This is a genomic window from Lacticaseibacillus chiayiensis (assembly GCF_004123795.1).
Taxonomy (GTDB): domain Bacteria; phylum Bacillota; class Bacilli; order Lactobacillales; family Lactobacillaceae; genus Lacticaseibacillus; species Lacticaseibacillus chiayiensis.
Genome location: NZ_MSSM01000010.1, coordinates 1 through 24,282, shown reverse-complemented (window position 1 = coordinate 24,282; position 24,282 = coordinate 1). Strand labels below are relative to the sequence as shown.

General features: G+C 48.1%; 17 protein-coding genes. 9 read left to right on the top strand and 8 right to left on the bottom strand.

Annotated elements, in window-relative coordinates; translation table 11 throughout:
- Positions 1-220 precede the first annotated feature (220 nt).
- A complete protein-coding gene (locus BVJ53_RS05145; protein ID WP_129301461.1) occupies positions 221-1,033 on the bottom strand; it encodes a Cof-type HAD-IIB family hydrolase in 813 nt (270 codons plus the stop codon).
- Positions 1,034-1,128: 95 nt separating this feature from the next.
- Here BVJ53_RS05145 and BVJ53_RS05140 point away from each other — a divergent pair, with 95 nt between their 5' ends.
- The gene (locus tag BVJ53_RS05140; protein WP_129301460.1) at positions 1,129-1,611 is read left to right on the top strand and encodes a ribonuclease H family protein; all 483 of its coding nucleotides are present in this window, start codon (positions 1,129-1,131) and stop codon (positions 1,609-1,611) included.
- A 5-nt stretch (positions 1,612-1,616) separates the two neighbouring features.
- Here BVJ53_RS05140 and BVJ53_RS05135 read toward each other — a convergent pair whose 3' ends face one another.
- Positions 1,617-2,519 carry a LysR family transcriptional regulator gene (locus BVJ53_RS05135; RefSeq protein ID WP_129301459.1) on the bottom strand — a complete coding sequence of 301 codons (903 nt, stop codon included), beginning with the start codon at positions 2,517-2,519 and terminating at the stop codon, positions 1,617-1,619.
- A gap of 264 nt (positions 2,520-2,783) precedes the next feature.
- Between BVJ53_RS05135 and BVJ53_RS05130 the strand changes: the two genes are divergently transcribed.
- Positions 2,784-3,989, top strand: a complete 1,206-nt coding sequence (locus BVJ53_RS05130; protein ID WP_129301458.1) for an aminotransferase-like domain-containing protein — start codon at positions 2,784-2,786, stop codon at positions 3,987-3,989.
- A gap of 259 nt (positions 3,990-4,248) precedes the next feature.
- On the opposite strand, the gene recA is transcribed toward BVJ53_RS05130, so the two are convergent.
- Positions 4,249-5,442: a recombinase RecA gene (recA, locus tag BVJ53_RS05125; protein WP_129301457.1), complete on the bottom strand. Its 1,194-nt coding sequence runs from the start codon at positions 5,440-5,442 to the stop codon at positions 4,249-4,251.
- Between the two features lie 743 nt (positions 5,443-6,185).
- Here recA and BVJ53_RS05115 point away from each other — a divergent pair.
- Positions 6,186-6,884, top strand: a complete 699-nt coding sequence (locus tag BVJ53_RS05115) for a DUF554 domain-containing protein (RefSeq protein WP_129301455.1) — start codon at positions 6,186-6,188, stop codon at positions 6,882-6,884.
- Positions 6,885-7,232: 348 nt separating this feature from the next.
- Here the strand turns inward: BVJ53_RS05115 and BVJ53_RS05110 are convergent, their stop codons facing one another.
- The 3 genes from BVJ53_RS05110 to pfkB form a co-directional block, all read right to left on the bottom strand.
- Positions 7,233-7,706 carry a DUF7679 family protein gene (locus BVJ53_RS05110; protein WP_129301454.1) on the bottom strand — a complete coding sequence of 158 codons (474 nt, stop codon included), beginning with the start codon at positions 7,704-7,706 and terminating at the stop codon, positions 7,233-7,235.
- A gap of 738 nt (positions 7,707-8,444) precedes the next feature.
- A complete protein-coding gene (locus tag BVJ53_RS05095) occupies positions 8,445-10,430 on the bottom strand; it encodes a fructose-specific PTS transporter subunit EIIC (RefSeq protein ID WP_129301453.1) in 1,986 nt (661 codons plus the stop codon).
- A gap of 3 nt (positions 10,431-10,433) precedes the next feature.
- Positions 10,434-11,363, bottom strand: coding sequence for a 1-phosphofructokinase (pfkB, locus tag BVJ53_RS05090; RefSeq protein ID WP_129301462.1), 930 nt, complete (start codon positions 11,361-11,363; stop codon positions 10,434-10,436).
- 125 nt (positions 11,364-11,488) lie between these two features.
- On the opposite strand from pfkB, the gene BVJ53_RS05085 reads away from it, so the two are divergent.
- Entirely contained in the window at positions 11,489-12,241 is a 753-nt protein-coding gene (locus BVJ53_RS05085; protein ID WP_129301452.1) for a MurR/RpiR family transcriptional regulator, read from the top strand.
- Positions 12,242-12,294: 53 nt separating this feature from the next.
- Entirely contained in the window at positions 12,295-12,459 is a 165-nt protein-coding gene (locus tag BVJ53_RS15575) for an LPXTG cell wall anchor domain-containing protein (protein WP_129301451.1), read from the top strand.
- Positions 12,460-12,622: 163 nt separating this feature from the next.
- Here the strand turns inward: BVJ53_RS15575 and BVJ53_RS05075 are convergent, their stop codons facing one another.
- Both BVJ53_RS05075 and BVJ53_RS05070 read right to left on the bottom strand, forming a co-directional pair.
- Positions 12,623-13,360: a GntR family transcriptional regulator gene (locus tag BVJ53_RS05075; protein ID WP_129301450.1), complete on the bottom strand. Its 738-nt coding sequence runs from the start codon at positions 13,358-13,360 to the stop codon at positions 12,623-12,625.
- An 81-nt stretch (positions 13,361-13,441) separates the two neighbouring features.
- Positions 13,442-14,704: an alpha-L-fucosidase gene (locus BVJ53_RS05070; RefSeq protein ID WP_129301449.1), complete on the bottom strand. Its 1,263-nt coding sequence runs from the start codon at positions 14,702-14,704 to the stop codon at positions 13,442-13,444.
- Positions 14,705-14,922: 218 nt separating this feature from the next.
- Between BVJ53_RS05070 and BVJ53_RS05065 the strand changes: the two genes are divergently transcribed.
- From BVJ53_RS05065 to BVJ53_RS05050, 4 genes are all read left to right on the top strand, one after another.
- A complete protein-coding gene (locus tag BVJ53_RS05065; RefSeq protein WP_129301448.1) occupies positions 14,923-15,837 on the top strand; it encodes a PTS mannose/fructose/sorbose transporter subunit IIAB in 915 nt (304 codons plus the stop codon).
- A 5-nt stretch (positions 15,838-15,842) separates the two neighbouring features.
- Positions 15,843-16,649 (top strand): PTS mannose/fructose/sorbose/N-acetylgalactosamine transporter subunit IIC, encoded by an 807-nt coding sequence (locus BVJ53_RS05060; protein WP_129301447.1) that lies wholly within the window; start codon positions 15,843-15,845, stop codon positions 16,647-16,649.
- The gene (locus tag BVJ53_RS05055; RefSeq protein WP_129301446.1) at positions 16,624-17,451 is read left to right on the top strand and encodes a PTS system mannose/fructose/sorbose family transporter subunit IID; all 828 of its coding nucleotides are present in this window, start codon (positions 16,624-16,626) and stop codon (positions 17,449-17,451) included. Before BVJ53_RS05060 ends, BVJ53_RS05055 begins: the two co-directional genes overlap by 26 nt.
- A gap of 345 nt (positions 17,452-17,796) precedes the next feature.
- Positions 17,797-24,282, top strand: a 6,486-nt coding sequence (locus BVJ53_RS05050) for a DUF1542 domain-containing protein (protein WP_129301445.1), incomplete at its 3' end; no start/stop codon positions are given.

Here is a 24,282-nt window from a genome sequence, read left to right as displayed (position 1 = left end):
CTTGGGCGGGATGGCCCGGTCTTGGCCATTGCGACCAAGGTCCTTACACGCAGACCCCTGCGCCGGCGAACGCGTTATAGTTGAGCGTGAGCCAGCCCGGTTAGAAACCGAAGTGTAAGTGGCCTTGGGCGGGATGGCCCGGTCTTGGCCATTGCGACCAAGGTCCTTACACGCAGACCCCTGCGCCGGTGAACGCGTTATTTTCATCGGTGACGTGTCACTAAGCCAGTTTCAAGTAATCCGCTAAATAATCTGCAACGCCATCGTGCTCGTTATCGCTTGGCGTATGCGCGTCTGCTGCTGCAAGAATGGCTGGACGCGCATTTTTCATGGCCACCCCGTGTCCGGCAAATTGCAGCATATCCAAATCGTTCATATCATCACCAAATGCAATGATATGCGACTGATCAATGTTGTAACATCCCGCCACATAAGCCAAAGCCCGGGATTTACTCGTGTTGCGGCTGGTGACTTCCAGCGCCGTGTACTCCCCACTCCAGGCACCCCAGGTCTTGGCAGCTAGACGCGGATACAATGCCGCGACCTGCGTGGCAACCGACTTGAGGATCTTGGCTTCCATAAACATGGTGACCGAAATCGGTTCCTGCCGCAACCCCTGCTCATCCAACAAGGCATCAGGATGTAGACGATCCGGTAAAAACGGAATGTTGGCATACGGCCGATCCGCCACCAACAAGCGCTTGCCTTCTGCCACCATGACCTTAAACGCAAACGCCTGCTTTAACTGGCGCAAGGATAAGGCCACTGGAATCGGAATCGTGACTTCCTTTTCATACTGCCAGTGGCGGTGCGGTATGTGAATCAAGGCACCATTAAAATTAATCATCGGACCTTGTAATTTCAAAGCATCATAAAATTGTTCGGAAATCACATCCGGGCGGCCGGTTGCAATGACCACTAAATGGCCTGCTGCCTGCGCCGCCTGCAAAACAGCGATCGTGCCAGCACTCAACTGGCCTTCAGCGTTCAAGGTCGTACCGTCCAGATCCAGTGCAATAAGATAACGATTCATGCAGCAGCCTCTTTTCAATTTTTTTTCGAAAGCGATCAAGGATAGCCATCTACAACTCGTTCCCCTACAATAGATAGTTAGAAAGCGAGGACAAGATGGCTGAATCAATTGTACTTTATACAGACGGTGGTAATCGCAACACCGGCAATCACGCTGGCGGCTCAGTCCGTTCCACCGATAAAAGCGCGTGGGCAGCGTTACTGATCTATGGTGAGCACGAAAAAATGCTCTCTGAAGGCGATTACGGCCGAACCAATAACTATATGGAGATTATGGCAGTGATTCAAGGATTAAAAGCGATCAAGCGTACGGATATTCCAATCGATGTTTACTCTGATTCTGCATACGTCATCAACACCATGCAGCAACGGTGGTGGGTCAAATGGCAGCAAAACGGCTGGCGCAATCACGGCAAGCCGGTTAAAAACGCCGAATTATGGCAGACACTGCTACATCAAATCAACCGCTTCGATCAAGTCACGTTTCATAAGGTCAAAGGCCACGCAACCAATCGCAACAACAATCGGGTTGATGAAGCCTTGAACCAAACCATGGATCGTCTTGATGATCGCTCCTGACCATTTTACCCTTGATGGCCCAAAAAAGCTTCTCCATACGTTTCTGCCAAGAAACCATTAATCACCTGCTGCATCCGCTGAACAGAAGGTGATTTTTTAATAGTCGGATTAATCACCAAACATAGCGTCCGTGAAAATGGTTCAGAAAACGGATAAACATTAACATCACCCACCAACTTCTGCAAGGCCAGTTTTGGTAAAATGCCCATTCCTAATCCGGATTCAACCATCGACAAAATGCTCTGGTCATCAATTGAATAGTTGATGGTGTTGGTCGAAACATGATAACGATCCAAAGCGCGCTTGGTGTCGCGATCGTAGTCGATTTGCTGAAGAATAAAATTCCGTTTTTCGACATCCGCCTGCGTCACCGTTTTGCCATTTTTAGGCTTGAAACTTTTCGGCGTGATACAGTAAATCGGATCCTTCAGTAACGGCTCCACGATCACGCCCTGACCAACCGGCAACGAGGAAAAGCCCATGTCGGCCGTTCCCAGGCGAACAGCGTCCACAATGCGATTGAAGGTGCCTTGAACGACGCTGATTTCAATGTGCGGATAGCGTTTCTTGAACCGTTGAATAATCGTCGGCAGCCAGTTTGTGGAAACCGATGAGAACGCGCCAATGCGAATGCGGCCGGTGTTGACGCCATTAATGTTGTCGGCTACTTGCGACAGCTGCTCTTCAAGATTTTGAATGCTTTGAATAATCGGCAGCACTTGCGCCCCGTCTTCCGTGAGCGTCACGCCGGTTCGGTTACGAATCAGCAGCGGGAAACCCAGCTCATTTTCCAGCTGGCTGATACTGTGGCTCACCGCACTCGGCGTGACATTCAGTTCCGCCGCCGCTTGCGCCAGTGTGCCACGTTCAACCACCTTGCTAAAAACTTCATACGAAAAATTACCCATGATATTTTTCCTGCCTTTCACCGCGATACAAAGTGACAACGTTTGTCACTTCAACAAAACAAATCCCGCCAGACCAGCTCTCAAACCTGTACGCTCTTTTTAACGTGAATGTTATTCAACTTTGCCTGAAATAGTTGAACTTTACTCAATCATACGAGCCGTTTTACACTAGTGTCAACAAGAAAGCGTTGATCGCATTTTTGAACCAGCGCAACGAAGGTATCGCATCACTTCACGTAGCGATACCAAAGGGGGATTTTCATCATGAAATTCGCAAAACGTACACAAAAAACCGGTAATTCAGGCTTAGAGGATCTATTCGCAGCTTCCGGCCCAAATGTGATTTCCTTTGCCGGCGGTTATCCGGATCGCAGCCTGTTCCCAACTCAGCAGCTCAACCGCGCTTTTAAGAACAGCTTCACCAGTGGCGATACCGAATTGCTGCAATACGCCAGCACTCAAGGCTACCTGCCACTCCGGGAAAAGATTGCGACGCGGCTGCGAGCCACTGGTATGCCAACACGCGCTGCCGATATCATGATGACCCAAGGTGCCCAGCAAGGCATCGATCTAGTCGCGCGGTTAATGCTTGATCCCGGCGATGGTCTTGTGGTTGAAGCCCCTACCTATTTAGGCGCACTGGCTGCGTTTAACGCTTATCAACCAACCTACTACGAAGTGCCAATGCAAGACGACGGCATTGACATCAACGCTCTGCAACGGGTTTTGATGAGCCATTCTGTCAAGTTCATCTATACAGTTCCGGATTTTCAGAATCCAACCGGCATCGTGATGTCCTTGGCTAAGCGGAAGGCTTTGATTCGCCTTGCCAATCAGTATGACGTCATGATTCTGGAAGACAACCCGTACCGCGATCTTCGCTATGACGGCAAGCCAATCCCAACGATTAAATCACTTGATACGGAAGGCCGTGTTATTTACCTCGGCAGCTTCAGTAAGATTCTGTCCCCTAGCTTGCGAATGGGTTGGCTAGTGGCAACGCCGGAGCTTTTGAAAGAGCTGATCGCATTAAAAGGCGGCAGCGACTTAGAATCTAGCAACCTAACCATGCACGGCATCAATGATTACATGGAAGAAAACGATCTGGACGCGCATATCAAGCAAATTCAGGATCGTTACCGTCAAAAGAAAGATGCCATGGTCACCGCCATGACGCGTTACCTGCCTGTGGAAGCCCACTTCAACAATCCTGACGGCGGCTTCTTCCTGTGGCTTACCATGCCAGCCGGCTTCGATATGGGTGCCTTCATGAAGCAGCACCTACTGCCGGAAAATAATATCTCTTATGTGCCATCAGCCAATCTATACGCGACTTCCGCACAGGTCAATGGCGCCCGGCTCAACTTCACCGGCCCGACTTTGGAACAGATCGACACCGGTATCAAAGCGTTAGGCGACGCTTTAAAAATGGCATTACACCAGCCTACTTTGGTTGCAGAGCAGGCTTAGTCACCCGATGAATCGCGTCGTTTGGGTGATAAACTTTACAAAATAACAAAGTATCCATCACATTTTCGTCAAACTTTGTCAGTAGTATTAATACCATAGAAATGAGCCACCCACTCATTCCTAAACCCCAACCTAATTTTCATTTTTCTCCTCCAAAGAAAAAGATGATTGGCCCCCATCCGATCATCACTCCAAAAAGGCTCGCTGCATTTTGGCAGCGAGCCTTTTGTCGTGGACTTATAACTTATCGAAAACTACCTTAGACTAAACGGTCAACACCAAAGCTTGATGGATCGTCTTTCTTGTCATCCTGCTTTTTCTCTATTTCATCCGTCTTTTCTGTTTTAGTCTCGGCAGTTGCTTTCTCGTCTTTCTTGGCGTCTTTCTTGTCATCATCTGTTTCTTCAGGCTTCTTAGGCGCTGCCTGTTCGCGGATTTTGGCTTCGATTTCTTTGGATAATTCCGGATGTTCGTCCAGATAATGGGAAGCATTGACAAGGCCCTGGCCTAACCGCTCTTTGCCGTAGTTATACCACGAACCTGATTTCGTAATGACGTCAAATTTACTGTCTTTTTCTGTTACCAGATTAATCATGTCCGTATTGTGTTCAATGCCATGGCCAAATGACATGGTGGTATCGACGGTCTTAAATGGTGGTGCCACCTTGTTTTTGGTAACTTTCAGCTTGCTGGCAAAGCCGATAACATTTTTACCGTCTTTGACTTGTTGGCCTCGTTTAACTTCGATTCGCACTGAAGCATAAAACTTCAAGGCGCGTCCGCCCGGAGTGACTTCTGGGTTACCAAACACGATACCGACTTTTTCGCGCAACTGATTGATAAAGATAACCAGTGTATTGGTGTTGTTAATCGATCCGGCCATTTTCCGTAGTGCTTGCGACATCAGCCGCGCTTGCAAGCCGACATGACTGTCACCAATGGCGCCTTCAATTTCAGCTTTTGGAACCAAAGCGGCAACGGAATCAATCACGACAATATCCACGGCTGCAGATTCAATCAGCATTTCAGCAATCTCCAACCCTTGTTCGCCGGAGTTTGGCTGGGACAGCAAGAGATCATCGATGTTGACCCCAAGTTCGGCCGCATACTTTGGATCCATCGCATTTTCGGCATCAATATAAGCTGCCTTACCACCGGACTTCTGCAACTCCGCAATCGTCTGCAAGGCAATCGTGGTTTTCCCGGTACTTTCAGGGCCGTAAATCTCCACAATTCGACCGCGCGGCAATCCGCCGACACCAAGTGCCAAATCCAGCGACAAAATGCCGGTTGACACAACATCAATCTTCAGTTCCGGCCGATCGCCCATTTTCATAACAGCGCCTTCACCGAACGCCTTTTTGATTTTTTGCAGGGCTTTTTCTAATTCAGTTTCGCGATCTGTGGCATCAGACTTTGTATTATCATTCTTTGTGGTCGTTTTTTTCGCCATAATGGTCTCCTTAATCACGCGCACACAGCGCTTAAAATACACTAGTTACATTATCGAACAAGCGTTTGTTTTTTGCAAGCCTTTCGTGCAACAAAACGAATTTTTCTGCGTATAAAATCGAGCTCATATCTATTTTACCTGAAGCAACAGGTCGATTGGGAAAAACCTAGCGTTATTGATTGGCTGAAACGCGTTCACTGCCGCAGAAGCCTACATGTAAGGACCTCGAAATCAAATGGCTAAAACCCCAGCCATTTGGTTTCGAGGCCACTTACACTCCGGCTTCTAACCGCGCCAGCTCACGCTCTGGCTGAAACGCGTTCACTGCCGCAGAAGCCTACATGTAAGGACCTCGGTCGCAATGGCCAAAGACCGGCCATCACGCCCGAGGCCACTTACACTCCGACTCCTAACCGCGCCTGCTCACGCTCTGGCTGAAACGCGTTCGCTGGCCCAGAAACCTGCACATAAGGACCTCGAACCTAAATGGCCAAAGACCAGCCATTTAGGTTCGAGGCCACTTATGCTCCGGTTTCTAACCGTGCCTGCTCACGCTCTGTTGAAACGCGCTCACTGGCGCAGAAACCTGCGTGTAAGGACCTTGGTCGCAATGGCAAAACCGCCATCACGCCCAAGGCCACTTACACTCCGGTTTCTGAACGCGCCAGTTCGCGCTCTGTTGAAAACATGCTATGATGGTTCGGTCAGCAATGACAATCATACACACAAGGTGGAGAAAAGCAATGATGTTCATGGGTTCCATTGTCAATGGTTTAACCATTATCGGCGGTGGTTTGCTGGGATTGATCCTACACAATATTAGCGACAACGCCAAAGACACGATCACCAAAAGTCTGGGGCTCGGGACCTTCGCGCTCGGCATTCAGATGGCACTGCAGACAAAAAGCTTCATTGTCATTATCATCAGCCTGTGCCTTGGTGGCTTATTGGGCGAATGGTGGCATATCGAAGACAGTATGAACCACCTTGGCCTCATGCTGCAGGAACGTTTTGCACGAGGCAATAGCCACTTTGCGGAAGGTTTCGTCACCGCCACATTGATTGCCGTTATCGGTGCCATGAGCATTCTCGGCGCGATTCAGGCTGGCGTTTCCGGAGATAATACGACGCTTTACACAAAGTCTGTCATGGACGGATTCATGGCGATCATGATGACTGCTTCGCTTGGTATCGGGGTTTTGTTTTCTGCCATCCCTGTTGTCTTGTATCAAGGCACCATCACTTTGCTGGCTAGCTTCTTAGTCCAATTCATCCCTAAAGCCTTGTTGGCAACATCTTTACGCGAGATCGGCGCGATCGGTGGCCTGATGATTCTAGGCATCGGCTTGAATCTTATGGATATCACCAAAATTCGGATCTCGAATTTGCTGCCGGGGTTGATTGTTCTTTTGGCAATCCTGACTGGTCAATATTTTCTATAATTGCCAACCAAAAATTTTGAGCCATAATTCGTGTGGGGTGTCTTTGAATTACTGAACTCCGAACGATACAGAAACCTAGGCTATTAGTTCCATTCCGTGCCAAACTACGCAATCTCCGACCAGATCCGCTAAGCTAGAGCGGAGACGGCTGAGCCCCATCCGTCCTACGATTGCTCCGCCTTGGCACTACTGTCTTAAGACTTTTGATTAATTATTTATGACGAAACTAAAAAGCCGACACAATTTTCGAAATTTCTGGAACGACCGCACCGAAATTGTGTCCGTTTTTGTATTATGGCAGTGAATAATGCGCCTGCCACTTTCCGCTAAATTTTCAAACCGCCTCGTCTAAAAATTCGGAATTAACCCCTGTCGATTGCTTTGAAACCGCCGATAAACCCATTTACAATGCCAGTCACGAATTTTTGCCAGAAGCCGTGAGTTCGCATCGTGATACCAATAACGCAGATCGTCCTTAATATACAGACGATTCAGCCATGCATGATCATGTCGCAAAAAGATGAAACTCTCCAGCAAATCCTGCTCCCGCCAGACATCGGGCAAGAGAAATTGGCTACGGGTGAAGCGCTTTAACTGCCGCGATGAATAATAAACCCGTTCAATCCGACCGATGAAAAGAGCTGTGTGTCCCTTTCCGACATACGGAGCCATTGGTGCGACAATCAGCCCGCCACGCAGACGCTCAAACCAGTCTGTTTGCGGACTCACTTTGATGGCACCCGTCAAATCTTTTGGCAACCGGAAGTCCAAAACCATTCCATCCGGGCGGCGAACCCGTACAACGATATGTTGCTTCTTCATGTTACCACCCCACTTATCTTGGCCCCAAAGGCGACTTGTACTGCTGAAAAAAGTTTAACACGAAATGTTCGGATTTGCATGAAGAACGTTTGTTTCGTTAATCAACTCACACCCAAACTAGCCATTAACTCTAATGCAAGTGGCACAGCCAACATGAACACAATCACCACAAAGACGTAATAAAAACTTGAATTTGCCTTCACATTTCGTTCACACCCTGTCTGTAGTATAAGAAACATAGAAATGAGCCACCCACTCATTCCTAAAAACCCCAACCCAACTTTTTCATTTTTACTCCTCCAAAGTAGAAATTCGTCGATCGTCCCCCAAACGATCAGACAGAAAGCAGATCGCCCACCCAGCGATCTGCTTTTTTGGTGAGCGCGAGCAGGAGCGCTTAGAAATCAGAGTATAAGTGGCCTCAGACTAAATGGCTGGGCTTTGGCCATTTAGGTCTGAGGTCCTTATACGCAGATTTCTGCGACTGCGAGCGCGTTATAGAACGCTGAGCGTGAGCCAGCCCGATTAGAAACCGGGGCATAAGTGGCCTTGGGCGTGATGGCCCGGGCTTTGGCCATTGCGACCAAGGTCCTTACACGCAGGCTCCTGCGCCGGTGAGCGCGTTATAGAACGCATAGTCCAACCACATAATTGCCATTAATAGAACCCCCCAAAAAAACGCAAAAACGCCCCTCAGCACCAAATCGTGCCAAGAGACATTTCTAACCTTCAACAACTCTACCGTTTAAACAACGCATACAGCGCATCCGGCGTCTTTGCGGCCTGAAACGCCTGCACAAAATCCTCATGCGTCAGCAACTTCGCCGTATTCGACAAATACTTCAAATGTCCGCCGCTATCATGTTCCGGAATCAAGAACGAAATCACAGCTGTCACCGGTTTGCCATCAAACGTCTTCCAATCAACCGGCTGTGCCAAATGCAGCACCAGCATTGCCGACTGTTTAATCGTGGCATCCTGCGCGTGCGGAATGGCGATACCTTTTTCCATACCCGTAGAACCTTCTTCTTCGCGCGCAACATACTTTTTGAAAATTGCATCAGCATCCGTGGCAAGGTGATTCTTTACCGCCATTTCTGCCAAATAGTGTAAAACATCGTCACGCGTTTTAGCAGGCACGTCAACCGCGATATTTTCCTTACTCAAAATATCGCTCGGATCATAGGTTTCGTTGGCATGCTCATCGACCGGTGCCGGCTGGTTGCGCGCCGGATCAACCTTCACGGGTGCGGCTGTCACATCATCTGCGGCGCCTTCTGCTGCTAGTACTGTCTCGACAACCCCTGACGTCACGCCGCGTTTTCTCGCAGAGCGCCCGGCAATCATGGCTAAAAGCACGCCTGATGCTGCGGCTCCAACCAGAATCCACGCGACCCAGAGAAACGGTTTATTCACCAGCGGCAAAACGATGAATCCGCCATGCGGTGCCGGCACTTGAATGCGCGACATGTAAGTTAACACTGCTGCGATCGCTGAGCCGACCATAAAGGCAGGAATGTTCATCAACGGATTCTTAGCCGCAAACGGAATCGCGCCTTCCGTAATGTGGGTTGATCCTAGCAGTGCATTAACATAACCGGCACTGCGCTCATCTCGATTGTATGCTTTAGGATTCAACAAAACCGAGATTGTGGTAGCTAACGGTGGCGCAATGCAGGCCGCCGACACGCCAGCCATGAAAAAGTAATTGCCTTGTGCCAGCAGTGCCGTACCTGTGAGATAGGCAGCTTTATTAATCGGACCGCCAAAGTCTGCGGCACACATCACACCAACCACAATTCCTAAAATAATCGGACTGGAACTTTCAAGCCCCTTTAACCACGCCATTAGACCAAGGTTCATCGCCTTCATTGGCGTATTGATCAGATACATAATTGAGCCGGCGATGAAGACGCCTAACACCGGATAAAGGAAGATCGCCTTTAATCCGCGAAACTCCTTGTCAGGCATAAATGCGAACACTTTTTGCAACATCAGAATCGTCAGTCCGGCCATGTAGCCGCCGACAATCGCACCTAAAAATCCAGAGCCATTGCCGCCGTTGTATGCGATCATGCCGACCGCCATCCCGACGATCAAGCCAGACCTCTTCGCCACGGCTTCACCAATGTAAGCCGCCAAAACCGGCACCATCAAACCCATGGCTGCGCTGCCGACCGCATTGAGCATGGCCGCAAACTGATTGTATTCAGCGTTTTTCGGATCAGCCGAATAAATCCCCCAGAAAAACGAAACAGCGATCAACACCCCGCCGGCAACCACCAGCGGCAACATGTGCGAAACCCCGTTCATTAAACTGGTGTAAATCTTATTCCCGATGCCGGCTGTGCTGGTTTCAACGTTTTCACCGGCAGTGGCTTTAGCTGCACCGCTTTTTGGCATGTAAATCGGCGTGCTGCTACTTAAAGCCTCCTTGATCAACTTGTCCGGCTCGCGAATACCTGCTGCGACTGGCACATCCACCAATGGCTTACCGGCAAATCGATCCGCGTCCACATCAATGTCCGAAGCGATGACAACCCCTTTGGCCCCTGAGATCTCAGCTTGCGTCAACGGGTCATCCACACCAGTCTGTCCGTGTGTTTCCACTTTGATCGTCAATCCCATTTTCTTGGCAGCTTGCTCCAACGCTTCCTGCGCCATGTAAGTATGCGCAATCCCGGTCGCACAGCCGGTTGCCGCAATCAAATCGTATTTTGCCATGACCTAACCCTCCAATTGCTTGATCTCAATTTGCGTCAATAATTCGTCTGTCTGGGTAAAATCCGTAATCCATGCCCGTCGCGCTGTATCACTGCCAGCCGCAATGGAGAGCTTCAACGTGGCCGCAAGATCCTGCTTTTGATAAAGTCCAGCCAAAAAGGTGCCGAGCATCGTGTCGCCGGCTCCGGCCGTGTTGAGCACGTCAATCTTCGGCGCGTTCCCAACCAACGTCACCTCGCGATTCATGAATAAGGCACCGGCTGCCCCCAGCGAAACCAGAATATTCTGTGCGCCTGCGTCCAATGCGCGATGACCTAAAGCCATCATCGTCGACAAATCTGTTACTCCGGATTGACCAAACCAGCTCATCAGCTCCACATCATTTGGCTTCACCAACAACGGCCGATACGCCAGCGCCTTGACAGCCTCGGGATAAGCACTATCGATAATCAGCTGAAACCCCCGCTCCTGACTCAACGCACCGAGTTGCAACAAAAAGCCGGGGGCAATTCCCTGCGCGAAGCTCCCTGAAACGCAAAGCCAATCGTCAGCGCCGAGGGTCGACAATTGTTGATATAATTGTTTTAATGTTGCCGGACTAATCTCGGGACCGGGATTCACTAGCTTATATTCCGTGTCATCACTGACGACGCGGGTAAAAACATTAATCCGGGTAAACCCGGCATCTTTATAAAAGTGATTGCGAATCCCTTGTTGCGTCAAAAAGTCGGCAATATAATCCAACGTAAAGCCACCACCCACGCCAAGCGCAACATTATCCACACCGCGCCGCTTCAAGATGCAGCTGACATTGACGCCTTTTCCATTCGCCTGAATGTCATAACTATCTGTTCGATTCACCGTATTGGGTGCCATCGTCTGCGTTTTGATAAAAAGATCAATGGCCGGATTTAACGTCAGGGTATAAATCAAAGTAACCGCTCCTTCATGTCCTTTGTTTTTGCTCATCTTTATGTTAACCGCTTTCATTTGAAAAAAGTTTTCTGCTTTCAGCGAATTTCGCAGCAGATCGAAAATGTTTTTCAGGAGGGTATGTTATGGTCACGCTCAGTCCAACAGAAACTTATCTTTGGGACTACATCGAAAATCATCAGTCGTCCGTCGTCAACGCCTCAATCACGCAATTAAGTGTCGCCGCCAATGTGTCGCCTGCTACCATCGTTCGGACCATGAAGAAAAAAGGCTTCAACGGCTACACCGAATTTCGTCACGATCTATTGAAACGAATCGGCGATGCTGAGCCTTTTGGCATTCTTGACCAAGTAGATGACCAAATCAAAAAGGTCATCATGCAAAATCAAATCGAGGTACACAACACCCTCGATAATTTAAAAGTTTCCGTGATTGAAGATTCCGTGCAATTGCTGGCCAAAGCCGAGATCGTCCTGGTGCTTGCCCGCGGTTTGTCAGAATCGATCGCCTCTGAGGTCACACTAAAGCTCCAGTTGTTGGGAAAATATGCCGAATTTTTTAGTGATCCCAACATTATTCAAACCATTGCCGGCCAAATCAGTCCGAAAGCAGTCGCCCTCACCATTACGTTGAATGGTGAAACGCCTGAACTCGTCGCCGCCGCCAAAACACTGGCAGCACGCGACATCCCTCAAATCATTTTGACAACCAACGCTGAAGCACCCATTGTCCAATACGCCGATGAATTATTTGTGGGCTATAAATCAAAAGCCGCCTATTTCGACAAATATGAGGTGGCTTCGCGCTTGCCATTGCAGGTGATGAGTCGGATTCTGCTGGATAGTTATGTGGTACGGAAGCGAAAAGAAACCCCTTGATCGGCTTTAAAAATGAGTCAACCCAAGTTATACCAGAACCTGACAACCATGTGATGCCAACACCAAAACAAAAAGCAGCACCGAAACATCAAACTGATCGCAACACATCGTTACCGCAAACCAGTGAACAGCAGTCAACTGCTTTAACATTGCTGGGTGTTTTAATCTTAGGCATAATCGGCCTTGCAACCACTAATAAAAAGCGGAAACGTTCGTAAGGTCTTGCATCTGTATGTCACCACCTCTGATCAACATTCATTTTTATAAAATAAAACAAGCCCCTTGATCGAAACTGGCAACGGTTCTCGATCAAGGGGCTTGTTTGTTCATATTAACGGTTGTCTGCGCTAGGCCACCGGTTCGTCGCAACCTCGAAAACGCTCAATTATCCTGATTGATAAAACCATAAGTCGAATCCGTCTGTAATCCCCAAAACTCAGGCAACTTGTAACTAATGGCATATTCCAGCAGACCCGGACGATCAAAGGGCAAATAGGTTAACCGAAATTGCTGAATAAAAGTTTGGCTTACAGGCCGCTGCGGAAAATATTGCTTCACCAAGGCAGCATTAATCGCACCGGCCAAGTTGCGTTGTGTATATGGTAACTTGTACGGATCCAACCCGCTATCGTCGCGAATTCTTTGATACACGGAAACAAACGCATCAAGTTTATGGAGCCATTCATGATTAAGATAAGCAGCGTTGATGTTATTAACCGTGTACTGAACCGGTTGATCGCCAATCATTCGCAATCGCTGGATCACGACATAATTGTCACGTTCACCTAACTGCATTTTTTCACGCACGCCAGAATCTTTCCCGTGTTCAACACTTAAGACCTTGGTCCACTCCGGTTCGGTTTTCGCCATATTGAGATCAGTTAAATAAACCACGCGCCGATGATTTTCCTTGGCCACAAAAGTTCCACGGCCTTTAATACGCGTGACCCAGTTTTCTGACTGAAGCAGGTTAAGCACCTTGACCGCCGTTGTTGAGCTGACTCCGAAGCGATCCTTAATTTCCGCTTCACTATAAAAACGGTCGCCTTGATTTAATCGCCCGTGACTCAGCTCCTTGATTAATTCGTCCACGATTTCCTGATATTTCGGTTTAGCCACGCTGATGCATCCTTTCGACATATCGGTTTGGACCTGGATGGCTTTTAAAAAGCATAGCGCACCTGTCATATCGGCTTTCAATCATCGCGATTGTCTATGATCGGCATAATCGACTTGCGCTATTCTAACCACCCAGTCACTGCCATAAGGATACCCTGTTGCGTCAACCGTGAGAACCTTTTTGTTCAGATCCTGGGTGAAAGTCAGCGTCTCTTCATTATCTAGCCAATGAATCGTCTGAATCGGTCGCGTAACCCCGACGAATGAACGCGGATTGACCCCTTCACCGCCAAGCACCACATTATCGTTCCCCACAACTTGCAAATCGAAGACAAAGAGATATTCATGCTCCCTGGTCCGCAAGACAAAATCCCGTGTGCCATGGCCGGAAACGATGGCAGTCGGTCGCCCTTGGTATAACGCCGGTGCCGCCATGGTCGTCCACCGTCCCAGCAACGCCATATAGGTTTCAGCTGCAGGCGGAATGGCTCCCTGACCGGTCAAGCCAATATTAACCAAAATGTTGGCACCAATATGTCGCGCATGCGCAACCGTTTCGATGACTTCTGCGGGCGATTTATAATTCAAATCATTGGTCGCGATGCCCCAGTGTTGATTTAACGTAATTGAAATCTCGCCAGCCACGTATTTTTTGTCAGACGCACCGTGGAAAATTTCGTTAGGTGTTCGCCGCTCATACGTCACGACATCAATTTCGGGGTCGCTCACCTGCCCACGATTTTTTAAACCGGTGTTGTTGACGATAATCGCATTTGGCTGATACTTGCGAATCATGCCGTACAGCTCCGGCAAGTGCCAATCTGCATCTTTTTTGTTCCAGTTGCCGTCAAACCAAAAACCACCAACCGGACCATAATTTTGGCAAAGCAGCTCAACAGAAGACTGTAAGTAATGCAAATAAGCGGAAAAGTCCTCCTGATACAAAGGTGAATGCCAGTCATAAGTTGCCATGTAAAAAAATGGCAACACTCCCTCTTTTCGACACGCGTCCACGAACTCGGCAATGAGGTCCCGTTTAGCCGGCGTGTGCATGACATCGAAATCGCTCAGGCCTTTGGTGTCATACAGGAAAAAACCTTCATGATGTTTCGTTGTCAAGACAATGTATTTAGCTCCCATCATTTTGGCTGTATGGACAATTTTTTCGGGATTGAACTGATTTGCTGTAAAAGTTGTCTGTAGCTTTTCATAGTCATGTTGCGGCCGATGATGAATGAATTCAGTCCATTCGCCAACTGCCAGCTGCGAATAAAGTCCCCAATGGATAAACAATCCTAAACCAAGATCCTCGTAACGTTTAATACGTGGTAGTGGTTCTGTCATCTTGTCACCTCATTTGTCTTCCTTGATACATATCCTAACACATTAGGTTGATTTCTTTAACGTCCATGTTTTATGATACCTTTGTTGGGTTTAACCGGTTGCATCGCCTTTAAATCTGTAATCTCATTGCAAGTTCAAAGCGTTACAGGCGGAAAAATAATATACTAAAATTTGCCGTAAGTTGTACCTAACACATTAAGTAAAACGAGGTGATTAACATGTATGTGCTCGCAAGCCATGGCACTTATGCTGAAGCCACTTTAGCAAGTTGTGAACTTATCGCTGGCAAGTTACCAAATTTCACAACCGTTTCGTTCCACGACCCAATGAGTATCGCGGATCTCACCGCAGCGTATGCCACCGCTTTTTCCAAAGAAACCGATCCTGCTAGTTATACGATCATCACCGATATTCCAAATGGCTCGCCTGCCAATGCCGCATTGCAATTCAAACATGAGCACCCTGAGATTCATATTTTTTCTGGTTTGTCGTTGGCACTCGTGCTGGCGCTCGCAACTGGCACGCCCATGGGGGAAGCGCTAACGCAGTCCAAGTCAATTATCAAAGAGCTTTCATTGCACGATGATCGTGCTGACGCCCTGAAGCAGGTATCTACTAATCAATCTTCAGCTATCAACAATACTGGTAACCCGTTGATCAACGTTCGGGTAGACGCCCGCCTTATCCACGGTCAGGTCGCCACCATGTGGACGCGCACACTCAACGCCACGCGCATCATGGTAGTCGACGACCAAATCGTCAAAAGCGAGGTCCAAAAGATGACGTTAAAAACCGCGGTTCCCGGTGGCGTTCACTTAAGCATTCTGACATCAGTCGGAGCCGCCAAACGCATTTTGGCTGACCAATATCAAGGGCAACGCGTCTTTTTAATCGTCCGTAATCCGAAAGCTTTACAAGAAATGGTCGCAGCAGGCGTCAAATTTGATACTATCAACGTTGGTAACCTTTCAATGGCTGCAGGTGCCAAGCAAGTCGCCAAAAGCGTTGCCGTGACGCCAGCAGATGTCGCAATATTCGACTATTTAACTGAGCACGGTATCAAGCTTTATCACCAGATGGTTCCCAACGATCCAAAAGTGGATTTCATGCCATTACTTAACAAAGGAGTGTGAGCCACATGGCAATTGCATGGTGGCAAATTCTATTACTGACAATGCTCGCGTTTTGGATGATTATTGATCAGATTACGGTCGGCATTTTAGCCAACTACCCCTTACTCTACGGTTTTATTGCCGGCATCATTATGGGCGATGTTAAAACCGGCCTCGTTGTCGGTGCAACTTTGCAATTGATGGTATTAGGTGTCGGTACATACGGCGGTGCTAGCATGCCAGACTTTATGACCGGTGCCATTATTGGTACCGCCTATGCCGTTATTTCTGGAAAAGGGATCGATTTTGCAATCGGTCTAGCCGTACCAGTTGGGTTGTTAATGGTTCAGCTAGACGTTCTTGCGCGATTCACGAATACGTTCTTTCTGCATCGGGTGGATCGCTACATTGAAAAAGGTGACACGAAACGTGTTGCCCGCAATATCGTCTACGGGGTTTTCCCATGGGGCTTATCGCGTGCGATTCCCGTATTCGTCATGCTCCTCGTTGGCAATAGCGTCGTTCAAAAAATCGTGAATGCCATGCCGGAATGGCTTTCCAAAGGACTAACTGCAGCTGGCGGTATTTTACCGGTCGTCGGCATCGCGATTCTCCTCCGATTTCTACCGACAAAACGGTTTGTCTCATATTTAATTATAGGATTTCTGGCCGCCGCCTATCTTAAGATTCCAATGCTCGGGGTTGCTTTACTCGGTTTAGCGTTGGCCATCATTTACTACAAACAAAGCGGCCATCCATCGAAAAACAACCACGACCAGCAAGACACGCACAAGGGAGGTTTTGAAAATGCCATCGGCGAATACGAAGACTGAACAGCCTGTCAAGTTAACCAAACACGATCTTTTCCAGGCAAACTGGCGCTGGCTATGGAGCAGCCAGATTTGCTGGAATTATGAACGGATGATGTCAACCGGTTATCTGTTTACCATGCTGCCAACGTTGAAAAAGTTATACAAAAATGAACGGGATCTCATCGAAATGATGAAGATGCATAATCAATTCTTCAACACGAACGCCTATGTTGGCGGCTTCATTGTTGGCATGGATATGGCCATTGAGGAAAATAAAGGCCGCAAAGCTGAAGAAACCGTGGCCGGACTTAAAGCAGGTCTCATGGGACCGTTCGCTGGCGTTGGTGATACCATCGTCGGCGTCATTTTACCAACCATTTTCGGTTCAATCGGCGCTTATATGGGGTTAAAAGGTAATCCAACCGGGGCGATCTTGTGGTTGTTAGTAAACTTCACCGTCCTGATTCTGCGCTTCTTCTTGTTGCCGCTGGGTTATTCGCAAGGCAAAAAATTGATTTACGCTGCCGGTGATAAGCTGAATCGTATCACCGATGCTGCGATTCTCCTTGGCGTCACGGTCGTTGGTGCCTTGATCCCGACCGTCGTCTCTGCCAACGTCCCACTGGTTTTCAAAACCGGCAAAGTCGCATTGAAAGCACAGACCGTACTCAACCAAATCATGCCGTCACTCGTCCCGGTAGCGCTGGTAGCCTTCAGCTACTGGTTGCTCGGTAAAAAAAGAATGAACTCCACCCGTCTCATCGTTTTGGTCCTAATTCTCGGTATCGTCTTGGGTGCATTTGGGATTATTGGTAAGTCATAGCTTTGTTTAAAAAGAAGCCTTTAATTAGAAGCGGTTTTGAACATTTCGGAAAATCTGGGAGAAATGTTCAAAACCGCTTTTTGTTTGCCGATCTCAACTTTATTAATAATAACTATCTTTGTTTTTATGGTTAACTAATAAACATGATGAACACACGAATTTACTCGATATATTAGTATTGATATGTCGCTAATTGATTAACCAAATATACCACCAGCATTGATATAGTGATATTTTTGATAGTTTTAAACGCTAATTTCTTTACTATAAAAATTGCATGTGTTACTCTATGCTTGAAAAAGTGAATAGTCCAATATTGCAAACGTTTTTACAAGGAGAGTAAACATGGAAAGAAAAGTGCACTATAAACGCTACAAAAGCGGCAAGTTTTGGGTAGCCGCTTTAATCTCAGTGTCACTCGGAACGGTTGGGGTTATCACCATTCCGCAATTTTTCGAGGCCGTACCGGTATACGCGGATGGCAGTGCGACTGATATTACTGCAACGGTTGGGCCGGCTGAGTTTACCAAATATTTCCAATGGTACAAACAAGCAGCACCCCTTCCGATCGGTCCAGATGGGCAACCACAACAAGGTTATCAAGTTCAGCTAACTGATAATATAAAAAATCAGGTAGGGGGCATCACGCTAGCAACAAAAATAGACATGGAACAAAGTTTTACCCTTACCGGCCGGCTCTATCTTGGTGAGTTCCCTAACGGTGCAGACGGTGTCGCTTTTGGCTTTGCCGACGCTGATCCTGGAGCTGTCGGTCAAACAGGTAATGCTTTCGGAATCGGTGGATTGCCGAATGCATTCGGGGTTAAATTTGATGAATATTATAATGGTACTTCCCAGGGAGTTGCTGCAGCGGACATTGGTGATCCAAATATGTATCCCGAAATGCGAGTCGTTAAAACAGATTCGACAATTCCCGCTATAGTCAGGGGGGTGAAAGGCGACAAAGGGGTATTCTATGAAAACTTCCCTGCCCCTGATAATAAATACTACAATCTTACAGTTAACTATGATGGTAAAAGCAAAAGAATGACGGTTGAATATGCAGGAAAAAGTATTTCTTTCGATGCGACACCATATATTACAAAGCCCCAGCTTTCTATGTTTCTTGTGGGCTCAACCGGCGACACGTTCAATCAGCATGTATTTGACTTTTTATCATTTAATTACACACCTGGAATTAATGCAGTCAAAGTCGATCTTAAAAACAGGTTAGCTAAGGAAGCAGATACCCAAAAACAGGCTGTTAATGCTGACCCTACGTTAACTTCAGGAGAACGCACGACTCAATCCAATAGTATTGATGGTGCCCTAAAGACAGGGCTAGACGAAATTGACGCCGCAACGACGACGCCTGATGTTGTTAACGCTTTTGATCACAATAAGCCCATCATCCAGGCGATACACAAGTCCGGTCAACCATTAGACCAACGAAAAGCCGATAAAAAGAAACAATTGCAGGCTGAGCACGACAAAATCGTAGCTGACATCAAAAACGATCCAACCCTGCCTGCTGCGGACAAGCCACGGCAAATCACCAATACTGGGACTGCGTTAACCAATGCCAACACTGTAGTCGATGCTGCAACCGATGCAGATCACGTTGACTCAGCATTTAATGACGGGATAATCGCGATCGATAAAGCCCATGTCCCCGGCGCCACTCTTGACGCGCAAAGACAAGCTAAAAAAGATGCATTAGATACAGCAGCAGCCACTGTCAAGCAAGCCATCCAAGACGATGCCACCTTAACTTCCGCTGAAAAGAAAATTCAAACGGACGCTGTTGACAAAGCTTTAACTGATGGAAAAGCCGCCATCGATAAGGCTATGAACGCTGATGATATCAACACTGCTGCTGATACTGCTTTAACCAACATCAACAGTGCCCACAAACCTGGCCCATCTTTAGCTGATCAGCGAACCCAACAAAAGCAAGCCTTACAAACCAAACACGATCAGGTTGTCAACGAAATTAACCTTGATCCTACTTTGACGAGCACTGAAAAGAACGATCAGATCAAAAAAGCAGATCAAGCGCTCACAGACGGCAACAAGGCCATTGACGACGCCGTCACCGCCGATGCGATCATTGATGCGGCGACTATCGGCCAACAAGCCATCGAAAAAGCCCACGAAACCGGCACGCCAATCGATGATCAGAAAAACACACAAAGAAAAAGATTAAACGCTGAAGCCACGGCCGTGAAGCAAAAGATCCAAGACGATGTCACACTGACAACAGCAGAAAAAACAAAACAAACCGCTAACGTTGACACAGCTTTGGCAGACGGATTAAAAAATATCAACGACGCAACCACCGCCGATGCCATTAATGCGGCAGGCGACAAGGGCATCGCTGACATTGATGGTATGTATAAAACCGGCACGCCGCTTGATAAACAAAAGACCGACCAGAAACAAGCCATTGACGCTGAAGCAGCTAAAATCAAAAAGGACATTCAAAACGACCCAACTTTGACTGCTACAGAAAAGACTAAGCAAAGCGGCGACGTGGACAAAGCTGCCGAAGATGGCAAAAAAGCTGTTGACGCTGCGACTAACGCCGACGCCATCATCACGGCTGCCAGCGGCGCGATCAAAAACATTGACGACGCGCATCTCCCAGGCAAATCACTCGATGATCAGCGGAACGCCAAAAAAGCCGAGATCGATAAAGCAGCCACCGATGCTAAAAAGACTATTCAAGACGATCCGACTTTAACGACCGCGGAAAAGAACCCGCAACTCGATGCGGTTGATAAGGCCGTTACGGATGGTAAAATCGCCATTGATGCTGCAACCGATGCGGATGGCATCAATAAGGCCGGCGATGATGCCATCAATGTCATCGGCTCAATCCATCAACCCGGCAAACCGCTCGCCGAACAACGCGATGCCAAAAAAGCTGAGATTGACACGGCAGCAGCCAATGCCAAAAAAGCCATCCAAGATGACCCTACATTAACGACCAAGGAAAAGAACGAGCAAATCGCCGTGGTTGATAAAGCCGTTACAAAGGGTAAAGCTGCTGTTGATGCTGCAACAGACGCGGATGGCATCAACAAAGCCGGCGATGCTGCCATTGACACCATCAACAAGGCCCACCAACCAGGCAAGTCCATTGCCGAGCAGCAGGCTGCTCAGAAACAAGCCATTGCTGATGAAGCAGCCAAAGTCAAAAAGGACATTCAAGACGACCCAACTTTGACGACAACGGAAAAGAATAACCAAAGCGGCGCCGTTGACAAAGCTGCTGAAGATGCCGCCAACGCCATTGACAAGGCAACCACTGCCGACGACATCAACAAAGCTTTTGAAACTGGCAAAACCAATATCGACAACGCCCACAAACCTGGCACAAGCCTTGATAAACAAAAAGAGGATCAGAAAAAGGCGTTGCAAGATGAAGCAGCTAAAATCAAGCAAGCCATTCAGGATGACCCAACCCTGACGACCGCTCAAAAGCAACAACAAACGGATAACGTTGATCAAGCTCTGAAAGATGGCACGGCCGCTATCGACAAGGCCGCCAACGCCGATGACGTTAACACAGCTTTTGATACCGGCAAAACGAACATCGACAACGCCCACAAACCTGGCACAAGTGTTGATGACCAGAAAGCCAATCAAAAAAAGGCACTGGAAAATGAAGCAGCTAAAGTTAAACAAGCCATTCAAGATGACCCAACCCTGACAACCGTTGAGAAACAGAACCAAACGACTGATGTTGACAAAGCCCTCAAGGATGGCACTGACGCCATCGATAAGGCCACCAATGCCGATGACATCAACAAGGCTTTCGATACCGGCAAAACCAACATCGACAACGCCCACCAACCGGGCACCGCTATCGATGACCAAAAAGCCGCACAAAAGAAGTCACTCAAAGACGAAGCGGCCAAAGTTAAACAAGACATCCAAGATGATCCAACCTTGACCACCGCCGAAAAACAAAAGCAAACTGATGATGTTGACCAGGCACTGAAAGACGGCACGGCAGCCATCGACAAAGCAACGAATGCCGATGACATCAACAAGGCTTTTGATACCGGCAAAGCTAACATCGACAACGCGCACAAACCTGGCACTGCCGTTGATGACCAAAAAGCCAATCAAAAGAAAGCACTTGAAGACGAAGCAGCCAAAGTCAAACAAGACATTCAAGGCGACCCAACCTTGACCACCAAAGAAAAGCAACAGCAAACTGGCGATGTCGATAAAGCGCTGGAAGATGGTAAGAAGGCCATTGATGCGGCCAAAGATGCGGACGGTGTCAACAACGCCTTTTCTGACGGTAAGAAAACCATTGATGACGCCCATAAGCCGGGAACCAGCATCGATGATCAGAAAACCGCCAAAAAGCAGAGCCTTGCCGATGAAGCAGCCAAGGTTAAACAAGACATCCAGGATGATCCAACCTTGACCACTGGCGAAAAACAAAAGCAAGCTGCTGATGTTGACCAGGCACTCAAAGACGGCACGGCTGCCATCGACAAAGCCACGAATACCGATGACATCAACACGGCTTTTGATACCGGCAAAACCAACATCGATAACGCCCACAAATCCGGTACTGCCATCGATGACCAAAAAGCTGCACAAAAGAAGTCACTCGAAGACGAAGCAACCAAAGTGAAACAAGAAATTCAGGATGACCTCACGCTGACAACCGCCGAAAAGAAACAACAAACAGCGGATGTTGACCAAGCACTAAAAGACGGCACGGCTGCCATTGACAAGGCCACAAACGCCGATGACATCAACACGGCTTTTGATACCGGCAAAACTAACATCGATAACGCGCATCAACCCGGCACAAGTATCGACGACCAAAAAGCTGCGCAAAAGAAGTCACTTGAAGACGAAGCAGCCAAAATTAAACAAGACATTCAGGACGACCCAACCTTGACCACTGCCGAAAAACAAAAGCAAGCTGCTGATGTTGACCAAGCCTTGAAAGACGGTACGGCAGCCATCGACAAGGCCACCAATGCCGATGACATCAACACGGCTTTTGATACCGGTAAGATCAATATCGACAATGCCCACCAGCCGGGTACCGCCATCGATGATCAGAAAACCGCCAAAAAGCAGAGCCTTGCCGATGAAGCAGCCAAGGTTAAACAAGACATCCAGGATGATCCAACCTTGACCACTGGCGAAAAACAAAAGCAAGCTGCTGATGTTGACCAAGCGTTCAAAGATGGTGAAGCAGCCATCGATGCGGCGACAAATGCCGATGACGTCAACAAGGCTTTTGACACCGGCAAGATCAATATCGACAACGCCCACCGCCCTGGTCAGTCGGTTGATGATCAAAAGGAAGCCCAGAAGCAGTTCCTTGATGATGAAGCAGCCAAAGTCAAGCAAGCGATCCAAGATGACCCGACTCTGACCACGGCTGAAAAACAGCAACAATCAGCCGATGTCGACAAAGCGCTCAAAGATGGTAACGCTGCAATTGATGCCGCGAACAACGCCGATGACATCAGTAAGGCTTTTGACACCGGTAAAATCAACATTGACAACGCGCATCGACCAGGTACCGCCATTGATGAGCAAAAAGCTGCCCAGAAGAAACATCTTGCCGAAGAAGCGGCCAAGGTTAGCCAAGAAATTCAGGATGACCCAACGCTGACGACACCTGAAAAGCAACAGCAAACTGCTGATGTTGACCAAGCGTACAGAGATGGTGAGGCCGCCATTGATGCCGCCACCAATGCGGATGACATCAACAAGGCATTCGATACTGGTAAAATCAACATTGACAATGCGCATCAGCCTGGTAAAGCCATTGCTGACCAGAAAGATGCTCAAAAGAAACACCTTGCTGAAGAAGCAGCCAAGGTGAAACAGGAAATCCAGGATGACCCAACGCTAACAACCACCGAAAAACAGAAGCAAACTGCTGATGTTGACCAAGCGTACAAAGATGGCGAAGCTGCCATTGATGCCGCAACCACGGCCGATGACATCAACAAAGCCTTTGACACCGGCAAAACCAACATCGACAACGCCCATCAACCTGGTACCGCGCTTGATAACCACAAAGCTGCGCAGAAGAAGTCGTTGGCTGAAGAAGCAGCCAAGGTGAAACAGGAAATCCAGGATGACCCAACCTTGACAACCGCCGAAAAGCAAAAGCAAGCTGCTGATGTTGACCAAGCCTACAAGGATGGCGAAGCTGCCATTGATGCCGCAACCACAGCTGATGACATTAACAAAGCTTTTGATACCGGCAAAGTCAACATCGACAACGCCCACAAACCTGGCACAGCCATTGACGATCAAAAGGCGGCCCAGAAGAAATTCCTTGATGAGGAAGCTACCAAAGTTAAACAGGCTATCCAAGATGACCCAACTCTGACCACTGCTGAGAAACAGCGGCAGACGGAAAACGTGGACAAAGCGCTCAAGGACGGTAACGCTGCAATTGATGCCGCAACAAACGCCGATGATATTAACAAGGCGTTTGACACCGGCAAGATCAACATTGATAATGCGCATCAACCAGGCGCAGCCATTGATGACCAAAAAGCGTCACAAAAGAAGCATCTTGCCGAAGAAGCGGCCAAAGTTAAACAGGAAATTCAAGATGATCCAACCCTGACAACCGCTGAAAAACAAAAGCAAGCTGCTGATGTTGACCAAGCCTACAAAGATGGTGAAGCTGCCATTGATGCCGCAACCACAGCTGATGACATTAACAAAGCGTTTGATACCGGCAAAGTCAACATCGACAATGCTCACAAACCGGGCACAGCCGTTGATGATCAAAAAGCGGCACAAAAGAAACAGCTTGCTGAAGAA